The 22,720-nt window shown below is 63.8% G+C and carries 21 protein-coding genes; 20 read left to right on the top strand and 1 reads right to left on the bottom strand.

Annotation, left to right across the window (positions count from 1 at the left end):
• Nucleotides 1-61 precede the first annotated feature (61 nt).
• Nucleotides 62-1,396 carry a histidine--tRNA ligase gene (gene hisS, locus LQ788_RS11590; protein ID WP_231441138.1) on the top strand — a complete coding sequence of 445 codons (1,335 nt, stop codon included), beginning with the start codon at nt 62-64 and terminating at the stop codon, nt 1,394-1,396.
• A 6-nt stretch (nt 1,397-1,402) separates the two neighbouring features.
• Here the strand turns inward: hisS and LQ788_RS11585 are convergent, their stop codons facing one another.
• Entirely contained in the window at nt 1,403-1,777 is a 375-nt protein-coding gene (locus LQ788_RS11585) for an ArsR/SmtB family transcription factor (RefSeq protein ID WP_231441136.1), read from the bottom strand.
• A 118-nt stretch (nt 1,778-1,895) separates the two neighbouring features.
• On the opposite strand from LQ788_RS11585, the gene aspS reads away from it, so the two are divergent.
• From aspS to carA, 19 genes are all read left to right on the top strand, one after another.
• Nucleotides 1,896-3,680 carry an aspartate--tRNA ligase gene (aspS, locus tag LQ788_RS11580; RefSeq protein WP_231441134.1) on the top strand — a complete coding sequence of 595 codons (1,785 nt, stop codon included), beginning with the start codon at nt 1,896-1,898 and terminating at the stop codon, nt 3,678-3,680.
• Nucleotides 3,680-5,173 (top strand): replication-associated recombination protein A, encoded by a 1,494-nt coding sequence (locus tag LQ788_RS11575; RefSeq protein ID WP_231441132.1) that lies wholly within the window; start codon nt 3,680-3,682, stop codon nt 5,171-5,173. Before aspS ends, LQ788_RS11575 begins: the two co-directional genes overlap by 1 nt.
• Nucleotides 5,174-5,289: 116 nt before the next feature.
• Nucleotides 5,290-6,903, top strand: coding sequence for a cation:proton antiporter family protein (locus LQ788_RS11570; protein ID WP_231441130.1), 1,614 nt, complete (start codon nt 5,290-5,292; stop codon nt 6,901-6,903).
• A gap of 238 nt (nt 6,904-7,141) precedes the next feature.
• A complete protein-coding gene (gene rpsD / locus LQ788_RS11565; protein ID WP_009881438.1) occupies nt 7,142-7,741 on the top strand; it encodes a 30S ribosomal protein S4 in 600 nt (199 codons plus the stop codon).
• A gap of 256 nt (nt 7,742-7,997) precedes the next feature.
• Complete coding sequence (alaS, locus tag LQ788_RS11560; RefSeq protein ID WP_231441128.1) at nt 7,998-10,652, top strand: alanine--tRNA ligase; 2,655 nt, start codon at nt 7,998-8,000, stop codon at nt 10,650-10,652.
• The gene (gene ruvX, locus LQ788_RS11555) at nt 10,649-11,125 is read left to right on the top strand and encodes a Holliday junction resolvase RuvX (RefSeq protein WP_231441126.1); all 477 of its coding nucleotides are present in this window, start codon (nt 10,649-10,651) and stop codon (nt 11,123-11,125) included. Before alaS ends, ruvX begins: the two co-directional genes overlap by 4 nt.
• A complete protein-coding gene (mltG, locus tag LQ788_RS11550) occupies nt 11,122-12,264 on the top strand; it encodes an endolytic transglycosylase MltG (RefSeq protein ID WP_231441124.1) in 1,143 nt (380 codons plus the stop codon). The genes ruvX and mltG overlap by 4 nt, the downstream gene beginning before the upstream one ends.
• Nucleotides 12,261-13,178 carry a shikimate dehydrogenase family protein gene (locus LQ788_RS11545; RefSeq protein ID WP_231441122.1) on the top strand — a complete coding sequence of 306 codons (918 nt, stop codon included), beginning with the start codon at nt 12,261-12,263 and terminating at the stop codon, nt 13,176-13,178. Before mltG ends, LQ788_RS11545 begins: the two co-directional genes overlap by 4 nt.
• A 27-nt stretch (nt 13,179-13,205) precedes the next feature.
• Nucleotides 13,206-13,976, top strand: coding sequence for an A24 family peptidase (locus LQ788_RS11540; protein ID WP_231441121.1), 771 nt, complete (start codon nt 13,206-13,208; stop codon nt 13,974-13,976).
• A 10-nt stretch (nt 13,977-13,986) separates the two neighbouring features.
• Nucleotides 13,987-15,192 carry a chorismate synthase gene (aroC, locus tag LQ788_RS11535; RefSeq protein WP_231441119.1) on the top strand — a complete coding sequence of 402 codons (1,206 nt, stop codon included), beginning with the start codon at nt 13,987-13,989 and terminating at the stop codon, nt 15,190-15,192.
• Entirely contained in the window at nt 15,189-15,812 is a 624-nt protein-coding gene (locus LQ788_RS11530) for a shikimate kinase (protein ID WP_231441116.1), read from the top strand. The genes aroC and LQ788_RS11530 overlap by 4 nt, the downstream gene beginning before the upstream one ends.
• A 79-nt stretch (nt 15,813-15,891) precedes the next feature.
• Nucleotides 15,892-17,007: a 3-dehydroquinate synthase gene (gene aroB, locus LQ788_RS11525; RefSeq protein ID WP_231441114.1), complete on the top strand. Its 1,116-nt coding sequence runs from the start codon at nt 15,892-15,894 to the stop codon at nt 17,005-17,007.
• 157 nt (nt 17,008-17,164) lie between these two features.
• On the top strand, nt 17,165-17,725 hold the full coding sequence (efp, locus tag LQ788_RS11520) for an elongation factor P (protein ID WP_231441112.1): 561 nt from the start codon (nt 17,165-17,167) through the stop codon (nt 17,723-17,725).
• On the top strand, nt 17,726-18,133 hold the full coding sequence (nusB, locus tag LQ788_RS11515; protein ID WP_029416485.1) for a transcription antitermination factor NusB: 408 nt from the start codon (nt 17,726-17,728) through the stop codon (nt 18,131-18,133). It abuts the gene before it with no gap.
• A gap of 110 nt (nt 18,134-18,243) precedes the next feature.
• Nucleotides 18,244-18,795: a bifunctional pyr operon transcriptional regulator/uracil phosphoribosyltransferase PyrR gene (gene pyrR, locus LQ788_RS11510; protein WP_231441110.1), complete on the top strand. Its 552-nt coding sequence runs from the start codon at nt 18,244-18,246 to the stop codon at nt 18,793-18,795.
• Nucleotides 18,792-19,772, top strand: coding sequence for an aspartate carbamoyltransferase catalytic subunit (locus LQ788_RS11505; protein ID WP_231441107.1), 981 nt, complete (start codon nt 18,792-18,794; stop codon nt 19,770-19,772). Before pyrR ends, LQ788_RS11505 begins: the two co-directional genes overlap by 4 nt.
• Nucleotides 19,765-21,084: a dihydroorotase gene (locus tag LQ788_RS11500; RefSeq protein ID WP_231441105.1), complete on the top strand. Its 1,320-nt coding sequence runs from the start codon at nt 19,765-19,767 to the stop codon at nt 21,082-21,084. Before LQ788_RS11505 ends, LQ788_RS11500 begins: the two co-directional genes overlap by 8 nt.
• Nucleotides 21,069-21,563, top strand: coding sequence for a PH-like domain-containing protein (locus tag LQ788_RS11495; RefSeq protein ID WP_231441104.1), 495 nt, complete (start codon nt 21,069-21,071; stop codon nt 21,561-21,563). Before LQ788_RS11500 ends, LQ788_RS11495 begins: the two co-directional genes overlap by 16 nt.
• Nucleotides 21,560-22,711, top strand: a complete 1,152-nt coding sequence (carA, locus tag LQ788_RS11490) for a glutamine-hydrolyzing carbamoyl-phosphate synthase small subunit (protein ID WP_231441102.1) — start codon at nt 21,560-21,562, stop codon at nt 22,709-22,711. Before LQ788_RS11495 ends, carA begins: the two co-directional genes overlap by 4 nt.
• Nucleotides 22,712-22,720: the final 9 nt, after the last annotated feature.

Genomic DNA, 22,720 nt, shown 5'->3' with positions numbered 1-22,720 from the left:
CGACGATCGACCACAGGCAGCACCCGAACCCCACCAGAGACGAAGAGCACCAAGGAGAACAATGGCGAAGTCAGCCCGACTGTCCGGATTCCCGGAACGACTTCCAGCAGAACGCGTGATCGAGAAGTCGATCATCGACATCCTCAACCACACCTTCGCGCTGCATGGATACTCGGCACTCAACCACCGGGCAGTCGAGCCGATCAGCCAGTTGGCCAAAGACGGCGAGATCGACAAAGAGATCTTCGCCGTCAGCAGGCTGCATTCCGAAGGCAGCGAACGCAATCCGTTGGGACTGCACTTCGACCTCACTGTCCCACTGGCACGATTCATCGCCGATAACGCGAACGAACTATCGTTCCCCTTCAAGGCGGCCCGAATCCAGCCGGTGTGGCGCGGCGAACGCCCCCAGCAGGGCCGCTACCGCGAGTTCATCCAGGCCGATATCGACGTCATCGCCGAGGCGGAGCTGCCCGGACACTTCGAAGTGGAGATTCCACTTGCCGTCGCCGATGCCTTCAGCAGACTGGCGCCCTTGGGCGTGCCCGGGGTCAAGATCGTGGTCAACGATCGCAGGCTCCTCGAAGGATTCGCCCGCGGCATCGGACTCACCAACATTCAGGCTGTGCTGCGCTGCCTCGACAAATACGACAAGATCGGCCCCGCCGAGGTGGGCAGACTGTTGGCCACCGAAGCCGAGGCCGACGAGGAACAGCAGCGACTGTGCCTGGCACTGGCCGCGATCGAATCGGATTCGCCGGACTTCGCCGACGACGTGCGAGCGCTCGGGGTCGACCACCCGCTGCTCGACGAGGGCCTCGACTCTCTGACCACAATGCTGCGGGCCGCCCACGACCGAGCACCCGGCGTGGTTGTGGCACAGCTGAAGATCGCACGCGGACTCGACTACTACACGGGAGCCGTCTACGAGACGCAGCTGATCGGGCACGAAGAGCTCGGCTCGGTCGCCTCCGGCGGTCGCTATGACTCACTCGTGGCGGTAGGGAAGAAGAGCTACCCAGGTGTGGGAATGTCGATCGGCGTTTCACGCCTCATGGCCTTCATCCTCGATGCGAACAGCGGGATCAAAGCCACACGAGGAACACCCTCGGTCGTCGTCGTCGCCGTGACCGATGAGGACAAGCGCAGCGAAGCCGATGCGGTTGCCACCGCGTTGCGTGCCCGCGACATCGCCTGCGAGGTCTCACCGAGTGCGGCGAAGTTCGGCAAGCAGATCCGCTACGCCGAGCGTCGGGAGATCCCATTCGTATGGTTCACCGATGGTGAGTCTGGTCACGAAATCAAGGACATCCGCTCCGGCGAGCAGGTCGCGGCCGACCCGGCGACCTGGGAGCCTGTCGAGGCAGATCGCAAGCCACGGGTGTACCGCGACTGATCAGCCTCAGGAATCGCTCACGGGCGGGTCGGGCGCCAACGATCCGTCCGGGGCGATGTGATCGAAGATCTCTCGCACCATGGAGACCACGTGCGGGTCATCGACGGTGTAGAAGATTCGCCTCCCATCACGCCGGGAGGAGATCAGGCCAGCCAATCTCATCTTCGCCAGATGCTGACTCACGGTGGGCACTGCCGCACCGATCGCCTCGGCGAGGGAAGAGACATCGAGTTCCTGATTGACCAGTGTCCAGACCAGCCGCAGACGCGTCCCGGAGGCGAGCATGCGAAAGGTCTCCGCTGCCACCTCGACCTGCGCCGAGGTGGGATCACCTCCCAAGTCCGCGACGGGATCCTCCGTGCCTGTACCACCAGTGCTCATGTCATCCTCTTCATCGTCCCCACGGCATTCGGCCCGCAGTGGGCCGTGCCAGCAAACATGCAGCGAGCGACTATCATTGTTCACGCGCTGCCACATAAACATCGTAAAGGAGCCCTAGGTGCTGCGAAGCCATGAAACCGGAAGCCTGCGAGCCTCACACGCAGGACAGACCGTCACCCTCTCCGGGTGGGTCGACCGTCGTCGCGATCACGGAGGTGTCGCCTTCATCGATCTGCGTGACGCATCGGGGATCGTCCAGGTCGTCGTCCGTGAGGACGATGCCCACGCACTGCGCAACGAATCCGTCGTCAAGGTCACCGGTACCGTGTCCCTGCGCCCCGAGGGCAACACCAACGCCAACCTGCCCACCGGCGATATCGAGGTCATCGACACTAAGGTCGAGATCCTCAGCCAGGCCGAGGCTCTGCCCTTCCAGGTCTCCGATCACGCCGAAGATGCCGGCACCGTCGGCGAAGAGACCCGCCTGCGCTACCGCTACCTCGACCTGCGTCGGTCCGGTCCCGCCGCGACCATGCGTCTGCGTTCGGCAGCGAACCGGGCCGCTCGCACCGTCCTCGACGAGCAGGACTTCCTCGAAATCGAGACCCCGACCCTGACCCGGTCCACTCCCGAGGGCGCCCGTGACTTCCTCGTTCCGGCTCGTCTGCAGCCAGGCTCCTGGTACGCGCTTCCGCAGTCACCGCAGCTGTTCAAGCAGCTGCTGCAGGTGGCCGGCATGGAACGCTACTACCAGCTGGCACGCTGCTACCGTGACGAGGACTTCCGCGCTGACCGTCAGCCCGAGTTCACCCAGCTCGACATCGAAGCCTCCTTCGTCGAGCAGGAGGACATCATCGCCCTCGCCGAGAAGATCCTCGTGGCTCTGTGGAAGCTCATCGGTCACGAAATCACCACACCGATCCCGCACATCACCTACGCCGAGGCGATGGAGAAGTACGGCAGCGACAAGCCAGATCTGCGCTTCGAGCTCGAACTGCACAACCTCACGGATTTCTTCAAGGACACCCCGTTCCGGGTCTTCCAGTCCGACTACGTCGGCTCCGTCGTCTACCCCGGCGGCGGCTCCCTGCCTCGTCGTCAGCTCGACGGCTGGCAGGACTGGGCCAAGCAGCGCGGTGCCAAGGGCCTGGCCTACGTACTCGTGGCCGAGGACGGCACCCTGACCGGTCCCGTGGCCAAGAACATCTCCGAGGAAGAGAAGGCCGGCCTCGTCGCAGCCGCAGGAGCCAACCCGGGAGACGCGATCTTCTTCGCAGCCGGTGACCCAGCGAGCTCGCGTTCACTCCTCGGTGCGGCCCGCAACGAGATCGCCGAGCGCACCGGACTGATCAAGGAAGGCGACTGGGCCTTCGTGTGGGTCGTCGACGCGCCTCTCTTCGAATCCGCAGCCGCAGCACAGGCGGCAGGCGACGTCGCCGTCGGTGAAGGATCATGGACCGCCGTCCACCACGCCTTCACCGCTCCGAAGCCCGAATTCCTCGACACTCTCGAATCCGATCCCGGCGCTGCCCTGGCCTACGCCTACGACATCGTCTGCAACGGCAACGAGATCGGCGGCGGTTCGATCCGCATCCACCGCAAGGATGTTCAGGAACGCGTGTTCACAATCATGGGCATCTCGGAAGAGGACGCGCAGGAGAAGTTCGGCTTCCTCCTCGAAGCATTCAAGTTCGGCGCACCACCACACGGAGGCATCGCCTTCGGCTGGGACCGCATCGTGTCCCTGCTCGCCGGAGTCGATTCGATCCGCGAAGTCATCGCCTTCCCGAAGACCGGTGCCGGATATGATCCGCTCACCCAGGCACCGGCACCGATCACCGACGCCCAGCGCGCCGAGGCCGGCGTGGACTTCGAACCGGAAGACGACGACGCCGAGGCCTGATGACCAACGGTCCTGACCTCTTCTCCTCCGACGGCCCGGACCAGGGACTCCCTGGTCCGGGCGTCGGCGGTTCCTCTGCCGATTCGGGTCGTGCCCTCGATCCGCTGGCAGTGCGAATGCGTCCGCGCACCATCGCCGAGGTGGTCGGCCAGGACCATCTGACTTTCCCCGGCTCACCGCTGGTCCAACTCGTCGAAGCCAGCGGGGGAGACCGGGCCGGAGCCTCCTCGGTGATCCTGTGGGGTCCGCCCGGGGTCGGCAAGACCACCTTGGCTCACGTCATCTCCCACGCACCCGGACGCACCTTCGTCGAACTCTCCGCCATCACGGCCGGCGTCAAGGACGTACGCCAGGTGATCGAGAACGCTCGGCGCGAACGCGATATGTATCAGCGCACGACGGTGCTCTTCCTCGATGAGATCCACCGCTTCTCCAAGGCACAGCAGGATGCACTGCTGCCGGCCGTGGAGAACCGGCTCGTCGTCCTCGTCGCGGCGACAACCGAGAACCCGTCATTCTCCGTGATCTCCCCACTCCTGTCTCGCTCGCTTCTGCTCACACTGCGGCCACTCGACGACGCCGCCATCGCCGATCTCCTCGACCGTGCAGTCGTCAGCGAACGAGGACTGGCCGGACAATTCGAACTCGAGCCGGCGGCGAAGGACTTCATCGTGCGCATCGCCGGTGCCGATGCCAGACGCTCCCTGACAATCCTCGAGGCCGCGGCCGGCATCGCTGCCGCACAGGCAGAATTCGCGGAGGCTGCTGCCAGGGACGATTCTGTTGCCGACTCAGATGATGGCTCCGACGCGGAGGATGACGCCGCGGAATCGGAGACGTCGCCAGTCGAGGGCCGAGCGATTCTCATCACCGAGGCCGCCTGCGCTGAGGCGAGCTCGGAAACCGTGCTGCGCTATGACAAGAACGGCGATCAGCACTACGATGTCGTCTCCGCATTCATCAAATCCATCCGCGGCTCAGACGTCGACGCCGCACTGCACTACCTGGCCAGAATGATCGTCGCCGGAGAGGACCCCCGCTTCATCGCGCGTCGTGTTGTCATATCGGCTGCCGAGGACATCGGCATGGCCGACCCCCAGGCGCTGCCGATCGCGGTCGCGGCATCAACGGCCGTGCAGAACATCGGCATGCCCGAGGGTCGCATTCCCCTCGCCGAAGCGGTCACCTATCTGGCCATGGCGCCGAAGTCGAACGCGAGCTACCGGGCACTCGACGCAGCGATCGCCGATGTCAAGAACGGTTTCTCCGGACAGGTGCCCACACATCTGCGCGATGCCCACTATCCCGGCGCCAAGGAACTCGGCCACGGTGAGGGCTACAAATACTCCCACGATCATCCTCACGGAGTCGCCGCCCAGGAATACCTGCCCGAAACACTGCGCGGCAAGCGCTACTACGAACCGACCGGCAACGGTATGGAACGGTCTCTGGGGGAGCGACTCGAGATGTTGCAGAGGCTGCTGCGACCCTGAAATCAACGACGGATGTCTTACGCTGAGCCTGCTGACGCGGTAGTTTTGTGCACAGGGTGAAATCGTGCCGCGGCCAGAGTCGGTGAGTCGGCGCAGTAGGGCCGAGGAGGGGCGACGTGCAGGACATCATCGTCACCATTGCCGCCGCTCTCGCTCTGGGGCTGGTTGCGTATGAACTGCGTATCCCGCCGTTGGTGGGTTTCCTCGGTGCCGGATTCCTGCTTCACTTCCTGGGCTTCTCCGCCTTCTCTGGTCTCGAAGAAGTCTCCGACCTCGGAGTGGTCTTGCTCCTGTTCACCATTGGGCTGAAGTTCGACCTGCGTTCCCTCTTACAGCCTGAGGCCTATGGCACGGCGGTCCTCCACATGATCTCCGGTGTCCTCGTCGGGGCCGGCACGATCGGGTTCGCCGCAGTCGTCGGGATCGTCTCGCTCGACGGTGGTCTGGGCACAATGGGGCTGCTCGGATTCGCGCTGTCCTTCTCGTCAACGGTGCTCGTCGTCAAAGTTCTCGAAGATCGTTCCGACGATGGTTCGTACTATGGCCAGATCGCCATTGCTGTCCTCGTCATCCAGGACATCGCTGCCGTCGCCTTCATCACCGTTGCGGGGGAGGAGCCGCCGAGTCCATGGGCCTTCGCTCTCGTTCTCCTGGTTCCTGCGGCGTGGGTGGCGCGGCGAATCCTCGACCGTGTCGGCCGCGGTGAGCTGCTGGTGCTCTTCGGTGTGGTCATGGCTCTGGGGCCGGGCTATCTCGCCTTCGAATCTGTCGGCATCCACGGTGACCTGGGGGCGTTGGTGATGGGGCTGCTCTTCGCCAGCCATCGGCGTTCGACCGAGTTGTCGAAGTCGCTGTTCAGCGTCAAGGAGCTCTTCCTCGTCGCCTTCTTCGTCGTCATCGGACTTCAGGCGGTCCCGACCTGGGCCGACCTGTTTATGGCACTGCTGTTGTGTGTGATCCTCCTGCCCTTCAACTTCGCGAGCTTCTACCTGATGGGTCGACTTTTCGGTCTGCGCAATCGGACCAGCATCCGCACGAGTCTGGCGCTGAGCAACTTCTCCGAGTTTGCGCTCATCGTCGTGGCGGTCGGGGCAGGCAATGGAGTGTTCGAGGAGAGCTGGCTGACGGTAACTGCTTTGGCCGTTGCGATCGGGATGATCATCTCGTCCTTGGCCAATGCCTACAGCCTGCAGATCGTTGCTCGACTCGATGAGATCCTGCCCGATGAGAATGAAGCCAAGCTGCGGCCCCCGGATCGGGCGATCGACACCGGTTCCGCCGAGGTTGTGGTGCTGGGCATGGGACGCATCGGTCGCGGAGCCTACGAGCGACTGGTCGACACCGGTGGTCTGTCTGTCATCGGCGTGGACAATGACCACATGGTGGTGGAGGAGCTCAAACGCGAGGAGTTCAACGTGCTCGAAGGTGATGCCACCGATCACGAGTTCTGGCATCGGCTTGTTGTCGGCGGTACGGCTCGAACAGTCATCCTGGCCATGGCCATCCACGACTCGAACACGTTTGCCTTCGAACAGCTGCGCATCGCCGGCTTCGATGGTGTCACCGCCGCAGTCGTGCAGCGTCAGGACCAAGCCGACCGGTTCATCAGAGCGGGAGTGCACACCGTCGTCAACATCTACAGCGGTTCGGGAGCGGAAGTCGCCGATGCGGCAATGCAGCTGCCGACCAACCGGCGGCCCGACGGTGATGCAGATCATGCCGAAGGCTGAGATTTCAGCCGGTGTTCGGGAGATATCTGCTTTGCGCCGGCCTGCTGACTTCCGCTAAGATAGGTTGCTGTTGTGCCTGCAAGCTAAAGGCGGTCGGTGCGAGTGTATCTCGACGCTCAATCCCTCTTTCCCATCCTGGGAAACAACCGTTTCGACTCGGGCGAGAACCTATGGCCAGTCGTGACACACCATATTGATGAAAGGTAATACAGTGCCAGCACCAGCACGTAACCGCCGGATGACGCGCGTCTCGCGCGCCCTCGGCATGCCGCTGACTCCGAAGGCGGAGAAGTACTTCGAGCGTCGCCCGTATCCTCCAGGCGAGCACGGCCGCGCACGTCGTCGCAATGACAGCGACTACTCGGTCCGTCTCAAGGAGAAGCAGCGCCTTCGCGCCCAGTACGGTATCCGCGAAGCTCAGATGCTCAAGACTTACAAAGAAGCCAGCCGCCTCTCCGGTCTGACCGGTGAGACCATGGTTGAGCTCCTCGAAATGCGTCTCGACGCCCTGGTCCTGCGTTCGGGCTTCGCCCGCACCATTGCCCAGGCACGTCAGTTCGTCGTGCACCGTCACATCACCGTTGACGGACAGCGCGTCGACCGCCCCTCCTTCCGCGTGAAGGAAGGCCAGACCATCCAGGTGCACGAGCGCAGTGCATCGATGGATCCGTTCCAGGTCGCTGCAGCTGGTGGACACAAGGATGTTCTCCCTGCAGTTCCGGGTTACCTCAACGTCAACCTCGAGGGACTGCAGACCACTCTGCTTCGTCGCCCGAAGCGCGAAGAGGTTCCAGTGACCGTCGACGTTCAGCTGGTCGTCGAGCACTACTCGCGCTGATCACCCCTGAGGGATCGCACGGCAGCAACTGCCCGGAACATCGAGTTCCGGGCAGTTGTGCATTCACCCTCAATTAGTCCGGACGGTCAACCACCGCCCGACAATTGCTCAACTACAGGACCGAACCGAAAGCTGATCTCGGGGTGACCAGCGGGTCGGCGGCTCGCAGCGTCGGCACCTCGCATAATGTGGTTGAGTCACTAAACTAGTCACTGATGAGTGCAAGAGTGCACACGCAACATGTGAAAGGCCTTGGATGAAGACGGCAGAGATCAAACAGCGCTGGTTGGACTACTTCGAAGCGAACGGGCACGCGGTCGTCCCCTCAGCGTCGGTGATCAGCTCCGATCCATCGATCCTGTTCAACATCGCAGGAATGGTGCAGTTCATCCCTTACCTCACCGGTCGGGAACCCGCTCCGTTCAATCGTGCCACGAGCGTGCAGAAATGCGTGCGCACCGGCGACATCGAAGAGGTCGGAAAGACCACCCGTCACGGCACCTTCTTCCAGATGAACGGCAACTTCTCCTTCGGTGACTACTTCAAGCGCGAGGCCATCCGCTTCGCCTGGGGCCTGCTGACGAACTCCGTCGACGACGGAGGACTCGGCTTCGACAAGAATCTCCTGTGGGCGACGGTTCACGAGGACGACCTCGAGACCATCGACCTGTGGCTTGAGGAGACCTCGATTCCCCGTGAGCGCATCCAGCCGCGCGACAACGAAGACAACTTCTGGCACACCGGGCAGCCCGGACCCGGCGGCTACTGCTCCGAGATCTACTTCGACCGCGGCCCCGAATACGGTGTCGAAGGCGGTCCTGTAGCCGACGAAGATCGCTACATCGAGATCTGGAATCTCGTCTTCATGGAGTTTGAACTCAGCGATGTCCGGTCCAAGGTCGACTTCGACATCGCCGGCGAACTCCCTGCCAAGAACATCGACACCGGCATGGGCCTGGAACGTGTGGCCTTCCTGCTCCAGGGCGTCGAGAACATGTATGAGATCGACGAGGTCTTCCCCGTCATCGAAGCCGCCAGTCGGCTCTCCGGCCACCGCTACGGTGCCGATCACGAGGCCGATGTGCAGATGCGCGTCGTGGCTGACCACGTGCGTTCCTCCCTCATCATCATCGGCGACGGTGTCCGCCCCGGCAACGAGGGCCGCGGCTACATCCTGCGCCGTCTTCTGCGCCGGGCCGTGCGTGCGATGCGTCTCCTCGGCGTGACCAGCGAGGTCCTGCCGGAACTGCTCCCGGTGTCGATGGAGTCGATGAAACTCTCCTACCCGGAGCTCGAGACCGACTTCGATCGCATCTCCCGCATCGCCTATGCCGAGGAGAAGGCCTTCCTGCGCACCCTGGAGTCCGGCACTCAGCTGTTCCAGAATGCGGCGGCCTCGCTGCCCGCGTCGAACAAGACCCTCAGCGGCGATGTTGCATTCGCTTTGCATGACACCCATGGCTTCCCCATCGACCTGACCTTGGAAATGGCCTCAGAACAGGGCGTGCATGTCGACGAAGAGGGCTTCCGTGCGCTCATGAGCGAGCAGCGGACCCGCGCGAAGGCCGATGCGAAGGCGAAGAAGGGCGGTGGACATACCGACCTCTCCGCCTATTCGGCACTGCTCGAAGACGGTGCCTCCGAATTCGTCGGCTACGACAGGCTCGAGGTCGACTCCCGGGTGCGCGGAATCGTTGTCGACGGACTCGCCCAGGAAGTCCTGACACCCGGGCAGACGGCCGACCTCATCCTCGATCTGACACCGTTCTACGCCGAGGCAGGCGGGCAGCGTGCCGACATCGGCCTCATCAAGGGCCATGGCTTCACCGCTCGTGTCCTCGACGTGCAGAATCCCATCAAGGGTCTGCCCGCGCACCGGGTCGAAGTCATCGACGGTGAGATCCACGTCGGAGCCGAGGTCCTGGCCGTCGTCGACCACGACCACCGGTTCCAGGGTTCGCAGGCACACACCGCCACACACCTCGTCCACGCGGCACTGCGGGAGATCCTGGGCACCCACGCCGTGCAGGCCGGATCGATGAACCAGCCCGGCTACATGCGCTTCGACTACTCGTTTCCCGAGGCGCCGAGTCAGCAGATGCGGGCCGAGATCGAAGATGTCGCCAACCTCGCGGTTCGCTCGAACTATGAGGTCGGCACCGAATTCCTGCCCTTCGAGGATGCCCGGAAGTCCGGTGCGATGGCGCTCTTCGGCGAGAAGTACCCCAACATCGTGCGAGTCGTCGATATCGGCGGACCGTTCTCCCGTGAACTCTGCGGAGGCACCCACGTCGGTTCCTCCTCGGAAGTCGGGCCCATCTCCGTGCTCTCCGAAGCGTCCGTGGGCTCCGGCGTGCGCCGTATCGAGGCCGCAGTCGGCATGGATGCCTTCCGCTCCCTGGCTGCAGAACGCAGCATCGTGTCCTCTCTCTCCGACATGCTCAAGGTGCCGGGAACCGATGTGAAGGAACGCGTCGGGGACCTGATGAGCAAACTCAAGGACGCGGAGAAGGAGATCGCCCGACTGAATTCCCAGCAGCTGTTGGCCTCAGCCGGAAAGTTCCTCGACAATGCCGAAACCGTAGGGTCGACGCTGTTCGTCGTCGCCGCCCTCGGCGAGGTTGCCAATGCAGGCGACATCCGCACCGTCGTCACCGACCTGCGCGGCCGAGTCAACGAACGTTCGGCAGTGGTTCTGGGAATCGGCACAAGCAACTCGAAGCCTGTCGTCGTGATTGCCACGACCGCTGCCGCACGTGAAGCGGGTCACCAGGCTGGGAAGCTCGTCTCCCTGGCCTGCGGTGAACTCGGCGGCGGCGGAGGCGGCAAGCCTGACCTCGCCCAGGGCGGCGGCAGCGATGTCAGTGCGATTCCCTCTGCTATCGCAGCAGTCAAGGCAGCTCTCCAGTGAGTTTCCGCCGGGGCCGTCGATTGGGCCTCGACATTGGTTCGGTGCGCATCGGGGTGGCCGCCAGCGACCCCGACGGCATCCTCGCCACGCCGCTGAGCGTGGTGAGGCGGACCGATGAACCCGCAGCGTTGAAGACGCTGCGGGAGATCATCGACGAATACGAACCGATCGAGCTCCTCATCGGCGACCCGAAATCCCTCGACGGCTCGGCCCGAGCGGCAGCCGCCACCGCATTGGAGTTTGCGAAGCGGATCAGCGTTGCCACAGCGACGCCGATCCGCCTCGTCGATGAGCGCTTCACCACTGTCGAAGCCCATCACGCCCTCGCAGCCGCAGGGAAGAGCTCGCGTCAGCGCCGAGAGATCGTCGACGCGCAGGCCGCAGTCATCATTCTGCAGAACGCCCTCGAATACGAACACAACACCGGACAACCGGCCGGTCGAGCAATGCCCGACGAGGAGAGTGAGCAATGAGCCCGTTCCCAGGCGAGTTTTCGGAAGACGAAGGGCTGTCCAGGTCCGATCTCAAAGCCAAGAAGCACCGCCGGATGATGCGCAGACGCAGGACGACGGCCATCGTCGTCATCTGCGTTTTGGTCTTCGGCATCGGCGGATTCTTCGGTGTCAGAGCCGCCGGCGGAGTCTTCGACGACCTGTTCGGTCCCAAAGGCGACTATGAGGGCGCCGGTACCAGCGAAGTCTCCGTGGAGATCCCTCCGGGAGCCTCGGCCCGTTCCGTGGCCAATCAGCTCGTCGAGGCCGGAGTGATCATGAACTCCGAGCCCTTCCTCGACGAGGTCGAACGTCGGGACATCACGATCCAGGCCGGTCCGATCATCTTGCGCGAGAAGATGAGTTCCAAGGCGGCAGTCGAAGCGTTCGTCAATCCCATCAAACCGCCCAAGATCACCATCGCCGAGGGACGCAAGATCGAGCAGATCAAGTCCACGATGGTCGAATCGGGGATGAAGGCTGAGGCGGTCGACAAGGCCATCGACGACAAGACCCCGAAGGACTACGGCCTCGACGTCGATGCCCCCAGCCTCGAGGGGTATCTGTATCCGGCGACCTACGATCTCGATAAGGAGAAGACTGCCGAGGCCATCGTGTCCGAAATGGTCGCCAAGACCAAAACCGAGATTGAGAACGCCGGCATCGACCTTGATGACGCGAATCGGGTCATGACTCTGGCCAGCCTCGTCGAGATCGAATCGCCTGGTGATGAGGACGTCCGGAAGAAGGTGGCGCGGGTCTTCCTCAACCGCATCTCAGATGACTCGAAGACCGGCAAACTCCTCCAATCCGATGCCACTGTCGCCTACATCCACGGTGCCCGCAGCGACCTGACGACGACGAAGGAAGAACGCCAGTCAGACAGCCCGTACAACACGTACAAGCAGAAGGGGCTGCCTCCAGGGCCGATCAATTCACCCAGTTCCGGCGCTGTCGACGCCGCACTCAACCCGACAGAAGGCGACTGGCAGTTCTTCGTTGCTACGAACCCGGACACGGGGGAGACCAAGTTCGCCGATACCTTCGACGAGCACCGGAAGAATGTTGAGATCTACCGGAAGTGGCTCAAGGAACATAACAAAGGCAACGGCGACGGATGACGATTTCGGCTGCGGTGCTCGGTCGCCCGATCGCTCATTCCAAGTCACCGCTGCTTCATCGTGCGGCGTTCCGAGCATTGGGCCTTCACAGCAGCGAATACGCCAGCTTCGACCTCGGTGCCGATGAGCTCGAAGCATTTCTGGCAGCTCACGATCAGGAGATCGGGTTCTCCCTGACGATGCCGCTGAAGGAACAGCTCGTCGAGCTCGCACACACCCACGGGTGGGATCTCGACGACACTGCCGGGCTGACCGGTGTCGCGAACACCCTCGTCCGTTCAGCGATTTCGACGGCAGTGGCCAACACCGATGTCCAGGGGATCGTGCGAGCACTGGCACCGGGGCTGACCACGAGCGACAGGGAACACAGTGCCAGGGCCACGATCCTCGGTGCCGGAGCAACCGCGGCCTCGGCGTTGTTGGCCTGCCACGAATTGGGCATAACCACGGTCGAGTTCCTCGTGCGGAACCCTGATCGGGCTCGTCGTGTCCTCGAACTCAGTCAGCGGCTTGGAATCGCAGCGACCACCGCACCGTTGAGACAGATCGCTCCCTCTGCCCTCGTCATCTCCACCCTCCCCGCCGAGGCGGTTCCCGAGTTGCAGTGGTCACCGGACTTCCACAGCGGAGTGGCACTTGATGTCGCCTATGCCGCCGAATCCGGTTTCCTCCGCGCGGCCGAAGCACACGGACTGCTTCCGGTCGAAGGCACGGTGATGCTCGTCGAGCAGGCTGTGGCCCAGTCGGAGATGTTCATCGACGCCGCCGAGTCGCGTGAGGCAGAGACCGAGTCACAGAACGCTGAGACCGAAGACGGTGCGGCCCGACGCGCGAACGACTCGACGCGTCGCGCAGTCATCACCGCCGCCATGTATCGAGCCCTCGAAGACGCACCTGGACCGTCAGGCGACTGACGGCGAAGACAGGAAGGGCAGGCGAGGGTGGACATCGAAGTTCTCCACGTATGGCCGATCGGGGTCAGTGCCCTCATCAGCGCTGGCATCGGCCTGCTTCTGTCTCGCTCGACTCGCTGGTGGACAGCTGATGACGGACACGTCGGCGTGCTTGCGAGATCTCGGATCTTCCGCCCGCTGCCCTTAGCGATTCTGGGCGTCGTGCTCGCGAGCGCGGCCATCCTGCTCTTCCCCGGGATCGGTCCCGTCTCCGTCCCCGGATCGTGGATTGCTTCAGGGGTAGGCGCAGGATCTTCGCCTGGGACAGCGCCGGTCGACTCGTTTCTGCTGGCGCTGAGTCTGGGCACAGCTGCCGCGGCGACTCCGTTCCTCATTGTCGTCGACTTCGTCATCCACCGACTGCCGGACCGGATCATGTATCCGCTCCTCGGCGCCGAACTGCTGGTATTCCTCCTCGGAGTGCTCATAGGCGAGTTCCAGATGTGGGTGCTGGCCCTCATCGCCGGTGGTGCCGGGGTGCTGTTCTTCGGCATCCTCCACCTGATCGGGCGAGTCATGCATGCCCGCACGATGGGCCTCGGTGACGTCAAACTCGCCTTCGTCGTGTTCGGGGTGCCCACACTGTTCTCGGCATGGGCGCCGGCGCTCGTCCTCATCGTCATGATGCTCATCGCCGGCCTCGCAGCATTGCTGACGGCCGCAGCGCGACGCAGTCTGAAGACGACGACGATCGCATTCGGACCGGCAATGCTATCCGGAATGTGGTTCGGGTCGGTGCTTGCGCCAATCCTTTTGTAGAATCGGTTGAATGTTGAGATGGCTGACTGCAGGCGAATCCCACGGCGAAGCGCTGACTGGGATCATTGAAGGGCTTCCCGCCCATGTTCCGATCACCAGGGAAGATATCCGCGCGAGCTTGGCTCGACGCCGATTGGGCTACGGCCGTGGAGCACGGATGAAGTTCGAAGCCGACGAGGTTCGCCTCCTCGGCGGAGTCCGACACGGTCAGACGCTGGGTTCACCAGTGGCCGTTGAAGTCGGGAACACCGAATGGCCCAAATGGGAATCCGTGATGAGCCCCGACCCGATCGACGAGGACGAGCTCGCCGGGCAGGCCCGCAACGCACCGCTGACCCGCCCGCGACCCGGCCACGCCGATATCGTCGGAATGCAGAAATACGGATTCGACGAGGCACGCCCGATCCTCGAACGCGCCTCCGCACGAGAGACAGCGATGCGTGTGGCACTGGGAACGATCGCTGCGAACTTCCTCGGCGAGCTCGGCATCACACTCGTCTCCCACACTGTGGCAATCGGCACGGCCGCGGAGTCCACAGAATCCGCGACCGAGCCGGCATTGCCGCTCGCAGCAGACGTCGATGGACTCGACGCCGATCCCGTGCGCTGCTTCGACCCGGAGCTCTCCGCACGCATGGTCGCCGAGATCGATGCTGCGAAGAAGGCCGGTGACACCCTCGGCGGCGTCGTCGAGGTCCTCGCCTACGACCTGCCGCCCGGCCTGGGCTCGCACGTCCACTGGGACCGTCGGCTCGATTCCCGCCTGGCCGGAGCCCTGATGGGCATTCAGGCGATCAAGGGCGTCGAAGTCGGCGACGGCTTCCTCACCACTCGGCGCCCCGGCTCCAAGGCCCACGACGAACTTGCAGTGGGTGACGATGGCATCCGACGTGTGAGCAACCGAGCAGGCGGCACCGAAGGCGGAATGTCGACAGGCGGCCCGCTGCGCGTCCGGGCGGGAATGAAGCCCATTGCCACGGTCCCGCGCGCCCTGGCCACCGTCGACGTCGTGACAGGTGAACCTGCTAAGGCCAACCACCAGCGCTCGGACGTCTGTGCGGTTCCGGCGTCGGGAGTCGTGGCTGAAGCAATGGTTGCTCTCGTTCTCGCCGAAGCAGTGGTGGAGAAGTTCGGGGGAGACTCCGTGGCCGAGACCAAACGGAACCTGGATGCCTACGTGGCGGCCATTCCGGAGAACCTCCGCATCGGCCAATGACTCAACGCCCGCACCCGAAACCGGTTCCACCACTGGAACCGGTCCCGGCTTCGCAGTCGCGCATCGTGCTGACCGGACCGCCTGCCGCCGGCAAATCCACAATCGGTCGACTCCTGGCCGATCGACTCGATCTGCCGCTCATCGACACGGACGCAAACATCGTCGACAAATACGGTGTCATCGCAGAGATCTTCGTCGAACGCGGTGAGGATCACTTCCGGCGGATCGAACGCGAGGTCGTCCGGCGTGCCCTGCGTCGCCTTCTCGATCGTCCGGGAATCGTCTCTCTGGGTGGGGGAGCGATCCTCAATTCGGGCACTCGAGCCCAACTGGGTCATCCGGCGATCAAGGTCGTGCACATCGATATCGACGTTGACACCGTCCTCACGCGATTGAACTCGCCGCATCGGCCGCTGCTGCGCGGTGCGGGAACGCCGGTCGAGAACTGGTTGGCGCTCGTGAAAGAGCGGGAGCCGCTCTACGACCAGGTCGCCACCTTCCGCGTCCACGCGTCGAATTCGCATCCCTCGACCATCGTCAACCGGGTTGTCGATGTCCTCACCGGTCTGCAGCGAGCCGAAGAGTATGCCAAGTACTCGGAGCGGGAAGCAGAGAGTTAGGCTTGGGGGCGCAAGACGTTCAGAGTTCAGCCATCGCGGTCATCACAGGCGCGGAGGCAGCAAAGGGGAAAGTGCACGAATGAGTCTCACACGCATCAACGTCGAAGCCGGCGGGGACTACCCGGTTCTCGTGGGGCAGGGGCTCTTGGGCGAGCTCCCCGAGCTCCTGGGGCCGCGAGTCGAGAAGGTGCTCGTCATCCATCCTCGGGCTCTGCGGACGACGGGGGAGACTGTCCGTGACGACCTGCGCGCAACAGGCCTCGATGCGATCGTCGCCGAGATCCCGGATGCCGAGGAAGCCAAGCACGTCCAGGTCGCAGCATTCTGCTGGCAGGTGCTCGGCCAGAGTGATTTCACTCGTTCCGATGCCATCATCACGGTCGGCGGGGGAGCCGTCTCCGACCTCGGCGGCTTCGTCGCGGCCACCTGGCTGCGCGGAATCTCCGTCATCCACATTCCCACCACGGTGCTGGGAATGGTCGATGCGGCCATCGGCGGCAAGACCGGAATCAACACCGCTGAAGGCAAGAATCTCGTCGGTTCCTTCCATGCCCCGTCGGGTGTCCTCGTCGACCTCGACACGCTGCAGACTCTGCCGGAGAACGAGCTCTTCACCGGCCTTGCCGAGGTGGTCAAGACCGGTTTCATCGCCGATCCCGCCATCCTCGATCTGGTGAGCAATCATTCGAAGGCAGAGATCGCCGAGGTGGACGGTCCCGTCCTGCGCGAGCTCATCGAACGCTCCATCGCAGTCAAGGCCGAGGTCGTCGCCGACGACTTCAAGGAATCAGGTCGGCGTGAGATCCTCAACTACGGCCATACCCTGGCACATGCCATCGAGCACAAGGAGCGCTACCAGTGGCGCCACGGTGCCGCCGTGTCCGTGGGCATGGTCTTCGCCGCCGAGGTGGCGGCGATGGTCAAGAGTCTCCCTCCCGAGACCGTGGATCTCCACCGTGAGCTGCTGACCAAACTGGGTCTGCCGGTTGCCTACCGTGCCGATGTCTGGCCGCAGCTGCTGGACACCATGAAGCGAGACAAGAAGGCGCGTGGCTCCATGCTGCGCATGGTGCTGCTGGGCGAGGTCGGGGCACCCTCGACAGTGGAGATCCCAGACGTCTCGATCCTCCATACGGCCTACCAGGAGATCGGGGAGGACTCGCCGCGGGTCATGCTCGGTTCAGACCTGGGCTGAGCGAATCGCTCGGGCCGTGTGAGCCGAGTTCGCTGGCCCGAGATGGCAGCCCCCGCAGGAGCTTGCTAGAATTGCTGTTTGGCGAAACTGCCAACCAATGCCAAACACACCCAATCACCTCGCGGTGGTCAAGACTGACACGAAGAAGGACGGATTAGTGGCTTCAACCAACGACCTGAAGAACGGCCTTGTGCTCAATATCGACAAGCAGCTGTGGCAGGTGCTGGAGTTCCAGCACGTCAAGCCCGGCAAGGGTCCGGCATTCGTCCGTACCAAGCTCAAGAACGTGATGTCCGGCAAGATCATCGACAAGACCTTCAACGCCGGAACCAAGGTCGAGACAGCCAACGTCGACCGTCGCGACATGCAGTACCTCTACCATGACGGCACCGACTACGTGTTCATGGACGCTGAGGACTACGACCAGGTCAGCGTCTCGCCTGAGCTCGTCGGTGATGCCGCCAACTACATGCTCGAAAACCAGAACCTGCAGATCTCCTTCCACGAGGGCACGGCGCTCTCCGTGGAGCTGCCGCCGTCGGTCGAGCTGCTGATCACCCACACCGAGCCCGGCCTGCAGGGCGACCGCTCCACCGGCGGCTCGAAGCCGGCGACGCTGGAGACCGGATACGACATTCAGGTGCCCCTGTTCCTCGAAGAGGGCACCAAGGTCAAGGTCGACACCCGCAACGGCGACTACCTGGGTCGCGTCAAGTAAGTGTCAGCACGTACGCGGGCCCGCCGTCGGGCCCTGGAACTGATGTTCGAGGCCGGACAGCGACGCCTCGACACCGAGCAGATCGTGACCATGCGGTCCAACGATCCTGACTATCCGATGAAGGCCTACGCGGTGGAGATCGTCGAAGGAATCACGAGTCATCGTGAGGAGATCGACGAGATCATCGCCACCTATGCGGAGGGCTGGACCCTGGAGCGGATGCCGGCCGTTGACCTGGCGCTGCTCCAGATCGGGACCTGGGAGATCATCTTCAACGACGAGGTGCCCGACAAGGCAGCGATCGACGAAGCGGTGTCCCTGGCCAGGCAGTTCTCAACCGATGACTCACCCGGCTTCATCTCGGGTCTGCTCTCACGCGTCCTTGACGTCAAGCCGACCCTGATCTGAGTCCGCGGGTCCGGAATCCGGACCCGCGAACCGACCTCGCTCAATCGAGGTCTACAATCGAATCGAACCACTCCTTTAACCACCGTCCGGAGAGGCGGAGAAGGGGAAGCATGACACAGCGAACAGTGCTCGATGCCCCAGATATGAAACGGGCAATGACCCGTATCGCCCACGAGATCATCGAGTCCAACAAAGGCAGCGATGACCTCGTCCTCTTAGGGATTCCACGCCGCGGGGTGCCCCTGGCCACCCGGCTGGCCGAACAGATCGCCTCGATCTCCGCACGACCGGAGATGGCGAGCGAACTCGTCGGCAGCCTCGACATCACCATGTACCGTGATGACCTGCGCAGCGGCGCCTACCGCGCCCCGGAGCCCACCACCATTCCCGCCGCCGGCATCGATGCCAAGACCGTCGTCCTCGTCGACGATGTGCTCTTCTCCGGCCGCACCATCAGAGCCGCCCTCGATGCGCTCTCGGATCTGGGTCGTCCGTCCAAGGTCCGGCTGGCCGTGCTCGTCGACCGGGGCCACCGCGACCTGCCGATCAGAGCCGACCACGTCGGGAAGAACCTCCCCACCTCCAGCAGCGAACGCGTCAACGTCTCCCTGGCCGAGATCGACGGCGAAGACGGCGTGACCATCTCGGGAGGCCGTGAATGAAGCACCTCCTCGACACCGTGTCACTGAGCCGCGACGACGCCATCTCGATACTCGACATCGCCGAAGAGATGACACAGGTCTCCGAACGCGAGGTCAAGAAGCTGCCCGTCCTGCGTGGGCGTACCGTGGTCAACCTCTTCTTCGAAGACTCGACGCGGACCCGTCTGTCCTTCGAAGCCGCGGCCAAGAGGCTCTCCGCCGACGTCCTCAACTTCTCCGCCAAAGGCTCGTCCGTGTCCAAGGGCGAGAGCCTGCAGGACACCATCCAGACGATCTCGGCCATGGGAGCTGATGCGCTCGTCGTCCGTCACGCCGGTTCCGGCACACCGCATCGCCTGGCTCACACCGGTTGGATCGATGTTCCTGTCGTCAACGCCGGCGACGGGACTCACGAACACCCCACTCAGGCTCTGCTCGACGCTTTCACCCTGCGCCGTGCCCTCGGTGGATTCTCCGCCTCGGGCGCAGTCAAGGACGGCCCGCGCGGACGCGGTCTCGACGGGGCGAAGGTCGCCATCGTCGGGGACGTCCTGCATTCTCGAGTAGCCCGCTCGAATGTCCACCTGCTGGCCAACCTCGGCGCCGAAGTCCACCTCGTCGCACCCCCGACGCTGCTGCCATGGGGTGTCGAGACCTGGCCTGTGACCCTGCACTACGACCTCGATGAGGCGCTGCACAGCGAAGACTTTGCGGCCGTGATGATGCTGCGTGTCCAGCACGAGCGCATGCACGAGTCGTTCTTCCCCAACGAACGCGAATACGCACGATTGTGGGGACTCTCCGCGGCCCGCCTGGCGGGCCTGCCGAAGGAGACCTTCATCATGCACCCGGGGCCGATGAACCGCGGCTTCGAAATCTCAGCGGCAGCCGCCGACTCACCGCGCGCCCTCATCCTCGACCAGGTCGAGAACGGAGTCAGTGTGCGCATGGCGGTTCTGTACCGCCTATTGACAGGCCAGGAGGAGCCCAATGACTGATTATCTGATCCGCGGTGCGAATGTGCTGGGCCAGGGAAGTGCCGATATCGCCATCAAGGACTCGACGATCGTCGATCCGGACCTGCTCGATCCCGACAGCAGCTCGGTGGAGGTCGTGAGCGCAGAAGGACTCGTTGCTCTGCCTGGGCTCGTCGACATGCATACGCATCTTCGCGAACCCGGAAAGGAAGACGCGGAGACGATTCTGAGCGGGTCGCGGGCGGCCGCAGCAGGCGGCTTCACCTGCGTCCATGCCATGGCGAACACCGCACCCGTCGCCGACACCGCAGGCGTGGTCGAGCAGGTCCATCGTCTCGGGCGCACCGCCGGCTACACCGAAGTCGTGCCCATCGGCGCCGTGACCATCGGACTCGAAGGCAAGAACCTCGCCGAAATCGGAGCCATGGCCCGGTCGGCGGCTCGCGTCCGCATATTCTCCGACGACGGGATCTGCGTCTCCGATCCGCTGCTCATGCGCCGGGCCCTCGAGTACGTCAAGACCTTCGACGGAGTCATCGCCCAGCATGCACAGGAACCGCGCCTGACCGAGGGCGCGCAGATGAACGAGGGTGTCGTCTCCGCTGAGCTGGGACTGCCCGGCTGGCCCGCCGTCGCGGAGGAGTCGATCATCGCCCGCGATGTGCTCCTGGCCGAGCATGTGGGCTCACGGCTGCACATCTGCCACGTCTCGACCAAGGGCAGCGTCGACATCATCCGCTGGGCGAAGTCGCGCGGAGTCGAGATCACCGCCGAGGTGACCCCGCACCATCTCATGCTCACCGACGAACTCGTCCGCAGCTTCGACCCTGTGTACAAGGTCAACCCGCCGCTGCGCACCGAGGCCGATGTCACCGCACTGCGCGAGGCACTGGCCGACGGCACGATCGACGTCATCGGCACCGATCACGCCCCACACACTGCAGAACACAAGTGCAGCGAGTGGACGGCAGCGGCCATGGGCATGGTCGGCATGGAGACGGCACTGTCCATCGTCGTCGAGGCGATGGCCGACTACGACTTCGACTACGGCGACCTCGCCCGGGTCATGTCGGTGACACCAGCGCGCATCACCGGGGCCACCGGCCACGGCAGCCTCGAGATCGGAGCAAGCGCCAACATCGTGCTCATCGACCCGAACTCGACGCACACGATCGTGCCCGATGACCACGCGACGAAGGGCCGCAACAACCCCTTCGCCGGTCTTGAGGTCTCCACCTCGGTCACCGACACCTTCTTCTACGGCCACCGGGTGCTCTCGGGCGGACGACTCAGCACACCCCATCCGGCAGGAGCATCATGGACCGACCAGTAAGCGTCATCATCATCGCCGTCGTCTTCCTACTCCTGATCCTCGCCATCACCTGGGGTTGGAGCCGACGAAAGAAGAGCCAGACCGAAGTTCCGCAGCCGGCGAAGCCGCATCTGGGAATCAAGCCCGTCGCGGACCCCGTCGAAGGCTCCTACGTATCGACGACCCTCGCCGGGCATCCGCTCGAGCGCGTGGCCGTCCATGGTCTCGGCATCCGCACCACGGGAGAGATCGTCGTCACCGATGGGGGAGTCATCATGGACCTCGCCGGACGTGAGGACTTCCTCATCCCCAGACGCGATATCGTCTCCGTCGACACCACCGCCGGCATGATCGGCAAGTTCGTCGAACGCGGCGGCATCGTCCGCATCACCTGGCGGCTGGGGGAGACCCTCGTCGACACCGGCTTCCGCGCCCGCTACGCCGCCAGCACCACCCCCACCGTCGACCGCATCCGCGAAATGATCGAAGAGGCACAATGAGACTGTCCACCACACCTGCCGTCCTCGTCCTCGAAGACGGACGCACCTTCCGAGGCTCTGCCTACGGCGCCATCGGAGAGACCCTGGGCGAAGCGGTCTTCGTCACCGCCATGTCGGGCTATCAGGAGACCCTGACCGACCCGTCCTATCACCGTCAGATCGTGATCCAGACCGCGCCGCACATCGGCAACACGGGAATCACCGATGACGACGACGAATCGGCCAAGATCTGGGTTTCCGGCTACGTAGTCCGCGACGCCTCCCGCGTGTCCTCGAACTGGCGCTCCATCGGAGACCTGTCCACGCGCCTCGAAGAATCCGGCATCGTCGGCATCAGCGACGTCGACACCCGTGCCCTGACCCTGCATCTGCGCGAAGCCGGAGCCATGCGTATGGGCATCTTCTCCGGGCCCGCCGCCGAGGCTGATGACAATGAGCTGCTGGCGAAGGTCCAGGCCTCACCGCACATGGCCGGAGCGAAGCTCGCCGAAGAGGTCTCGATCACCGAACCCAAGCTCGTTCCTGCTGTGGGAGAGAAGAAGTTCAGCGTCGCCGCCCTGGACCTGGGCATCAAATCGATGACCCCGGAACGCCTGAGCGAACGCGGCATCGACGTTCACCTCCTCCCCGCCACCACGAGCTTTGCTGAGATCAAGGCGCTGGGCGTCGACGGAGTCTTCTTCTCCAACGGCCCCGGGGATCCGGCGACCGCTGATGACCAGGTCGCACTCCTGCGGGAGGTCCTGGCTGCGAAGATGCCGTTCTTCGGCATCTGCTTCGGTAACCAGCTGCTGGGCCGTGCACTGGGCTTCGGCACATACAAACTGCCCTTCGGCCACCGCGGCATCAACGTCCCGGTCATGGACCGCACCACTGACAAGGTGGAGATCACCTCGCAGAACCACGGTTTCGCCGTCGACGCACCCTTGGACGGCGAGACGCAGGCACCGCACGACGCGGACTACGGTCGAGTCACCGTCTCCCACGTGTGCCTCAACGACGATGTGGTCGAGGGCCTCCAGTGCCTCGACATTCCGGCGTTCTCCGTCCAGTTCCACCCGGAGGCCGCCGCCGGGCCTCACGACTCGAGCTACCTGTTCGATCGCTTCATCGACCTCATGTCCGCTTCCCAGGTCGCACAGGCCTAAGGAGAACCC

Origin of the sequence: Brevibacterium zhoupengii (assembly GCF_021117425.1) — a bacterium.
In the GTDB taxonomy this organism is placed as follows: Bacteria; Actinomycetota; Actinomycetes; order Actinomycetales; family Brevibacteriaceae; genus Brevibacterium; species Brevibacterium zhoupengii.
Note: the sequence above shows the minus strand (reverse complement) of the source record. Positions and strands in the feature narration are given on the sequence as shown.